Origin of the sequence: Campylobacter concisus (assembly GCF_902460895.1) — a bacterium.
GTDB classification, from domain to species: Bacteria; Campylobacterota; Campylobacteria; order Campylobacterales; family Campylobacteraceae; genus Campylobacter_A; species Campylobacter_A concisus_BC.
The window spans coordinates 1-2,561 of record NZ_CABPVL010000019.1 but is presented as its reverse complement, the minus strand read 5'-3'; the positions used below and the strand labels follow the sequence as shown (position 1 = coordinate 2,561).

Here is a 2,561-nt window from a genome sequence, read left to right as displayed (position 1 = left end):
ATATAATATATTGAATTAAAAGGCTAAAATCAAAGGAAGAAAAAAATAATGGCATACATATCTGGCTGGGAAGCTTTAAATATACCTAGGCTTGATGGTTCAATCGCCGACTGGCATCCACTGCTTTATTTTGCCAATAAAAACAATATAAAAACTTACGAGAATAATGAAATTTTAGGTTCTTTGGGGATACAAAGGCGATATGTAAAGATGCTTGATAAAGAAGAGTATGTAGCAAATTATGCAAGAGCGATAGCTGATTTAGTCTATAAAGGCGAAACAGCTGGTCTCAAGAACTGCGTGCAAGATTACTTGGATGATAACGAGGAAAGCGAACTTTTCAACTATTTAAAGCTTATAAATAAAAACAAAAAAGTTGATGATTTTATGAAATTTGAATTAACAAAGCTATATTTTAAGGATAAAAGATGCTAGAGCAATATCAAAAAGATAGAGTTAAACTTATAAAAGAAATTTTGCCATATCTTGGGGATACCTTTGTTTTAAAAGGTGGAACGGCACTTAGTTTATATTATGGGCTAAATAGATATTCAGAAGACATTGATTTGGATTGCACAACCAACAATATGAATTTTATAAACAAGCTAAAGCGCCATAAAGATTTTAGTAATTGGAATATAAATATTAAAAAAGATACCGACACTGTTTTTAGAGCAATGATAGATTATGGTGCAACCTCTCATTACGGCAGCTATCCACTAAAAATAGAAGTTAGTAGCAGAAACAAAGACCTACTGAGATCCAAGACTTTAAATTTTGAAAATATAAATGGTGTTAACGTCTATTGTGTGGATGAGCTTATAAAAATGAAAGGAGTTGCTTTTAGTGGCAGAGATAAAATTCGAGATTTTTATGATCTAGGGTATCTACTACAAACTTATCCTGACAAATTTAGCAAAGAAAATCTTTTTGGAATACGAGAAAAGATCTTTTACTGTGGCGAGGATGAACTAAATTTACTTTTAAAAGATGAAAGTTTGCAACATAAACTTATATCACAAGACAAAATTCACATAACTGATACTTATACTCAAGATGTATTAAGGCGTATCAATACTCTACTAGAGCCAGTAATACAAAGAGATGCAACACAATCTCAAAAACAGCAAAATGATAGTTCAAAAGCCGTTCTGTCTAGACTTGGTATAGCATATGTCAAAAAAGTAGAAAGTGGAGTCATAAAAATAAAAGAAACCAAGAATACAAAAGAAAAGGAAAGATAATGGGAATATTGGATAAGAAAAATGGATTTGCATTTGTAAACAATGCCAACATTGCAGCAAGTAGCAATGTGGAAGAATTTATAAACTCTGGTGCTGCAGATAGTAATGAAAAGAAAAAAAGCAATGCTGGACGTCCCAAAAAAGTGGGTGAAAAACCGGTATCGGTTGCAATATATCTTATGCCAAGCGAAAAAGAAAGACTAGAAAATGAAGCGAAAGCTCAGTTTATGAGCTTGTCTGGGTATCTAAAATTGAAAATTTTAGCATGACTACATGTAGGTTATGGCTATACCGTAAAGAAATAGAGATAATTAAAACAATCCCCAAAGATAACAAGCAGATGTGTCTATCTGTTAAAATCTTTTTTATTAAGACTATTAGCTTTTTTGCTATCAATATTTGTTGTATTTTCCACAACCTTTTGTTTAGCTTGTAAAATTTGAGCTTTGCTTGAGTCAGTTTTATTTTGTTTTGGATTAACATCTTTTGTTTGCGAGGATGGAGCAACAACTTTTGTGTCACTTCTGGAAAGAATTTTATATTCAGTCTTTTTCTTTTCAGCTTCACTGAGGGGAGTCAATTCAACTTCTCTCTTTCCTTCTACAGAACAATCCCACACATTCCTATAAAGAGTTTTTTCGCACCATTGTTTAGTTTTTTTATCATAAATTTTCTTTACAATCGGTTCCTGAGCAGTTACTGCAAACCTAGCATAATCTCCATTTGTAATATTATAATCTTTCATTAACTGCCTTAAATGCTTGCCCCAAAGAATAGTTTCTTTCCCTTTACTTGTCTCAAATTTAACATAATACGACTCTTCGGTATGCTCATCTAGTGAAAAATTATATTTTGCTTCACCATATCCAGTTATCTTGTAATGATGCGGCTTATGTCCATCCCAAACGTCTGGAAATTTATTCTTAGAAAATTTCTTATTTTTATAAGAAAAATTTGTTGCTTTATATCCCAAATCGGTTAAATTCTTTGCAAACTCATCACGCATCATATCCAAATCAGCTGGAGAAATTTTAATTCTTTTTCCATTACAATCAACACTTTTTAAATCCAAATGGCAATGAGGATTATCTGTGTCATGATGGACTGCTAATATAAAATGATTATTTAAAAATCTTTCTTTAATGGTTTTTATTGCAGCATTTTTAATTTCCTCGACAGGGATATTATTTTCACCTTTCATAGAAAAAACCATATGCACTACCTCGTTTTTTTCTTTTAATTTTAGTTTTTCAACATCATGTTTATTGGGAATATCATAAACCCCATCTTGGAATGTTGCAGCTATTTCATTTATAT

Annotated in this window: 4 protein-coding genes; 3 read left to right on the top strand and 1 reads right to left on the bottom strand. The window is 31.4% G+C overall.

The features are described from left to right. Positions 1 to 48: 48 nt before the first annotated feature. Genes F3G98_RS10115 through F3G98_RS10105 form a run of 3 tightly spaced genes read left to right on the top strand, consistent with a single transcriptional unit; the run spans position 49 to position 1,513 of the window. Positions 49 to 435 (top strand): hypothetical protein, encoded by a 387-nt coding sequence (locus F3G98_RS10115; protein WP_103568039.1) that lies wholly within the window; start codon positions 49 to 51, stop codon positions 433 to 435. Continuing rightward, the gene (locus F3G98_RS10110) at positions 429 to 1,244 is read left to right on the top strand and encodes a nucleotidyl transferase AbiEii/AbiGii toxin family protein (RefSeq protein WP_103588999.1); all 816 of its coding nucleotides are present in this window, start codon (positions 429 to 431) and stop codon (positions 1,242 to 1,244) included. The genes F3G98_RS10115 and F3G98_RS10110 overlap by 7 nt, the downstream gene beginning before the upstream one ends. After that, the gene (locus F3G98_RS10105) at positions 1,244 to 1,513 is read left to right on the top strand and encodes a hypothetical protein (RefSeq protein WP_103588998.1); all 270 of its coding nucleotides are present in this window, start codon (positions 1,244 to 1,246) and stop codon (positions 1,511 to 1,513) included. The genes F3G98_RS10110 and F3G98_RS10105 overlap by 1 nt, the downstream gene beginning before the upstream one ends. A gap of 77 nt (positions 1,514 to 1,590) precedes the next feature. Here the strand turns inward: F3G98_RS10105 and F3G98_RS10100 are convergent. Then, positions 1,591 to 2,561 (bottom strand): relaxase/mobilization nuclease domain-containing protein (locus F3G98_RS10100; RefSeq protein WP_411160840.1); only part of this gene is annotated, 971 nt, incomplete at its 5' end.

Bases quoted from the DNA above. Each gene is read 5' to 3' on its own strand.
- F3G98_RS10115 (WP_103568039.1), top strand. From the start codon at position 49: ATGGCATACATATCTGGCTGGGAAGCTTTAAATATACCTAGGCTTGAT.
- F3G98_RS10110 (WP_103588999.1), top strand. From the start codon at position 429: ATGCTAGAGCAATATCAAAAAGATAGAGTTAAACTTATAAAAGAAATT.
- F3G98_RS10105 (WP_103588998.1), top strand. From the start codon at position 1,244: ATGGGAATATTGGATAAGAAAAATGGATTTGCATTTGTAAACAATGCC.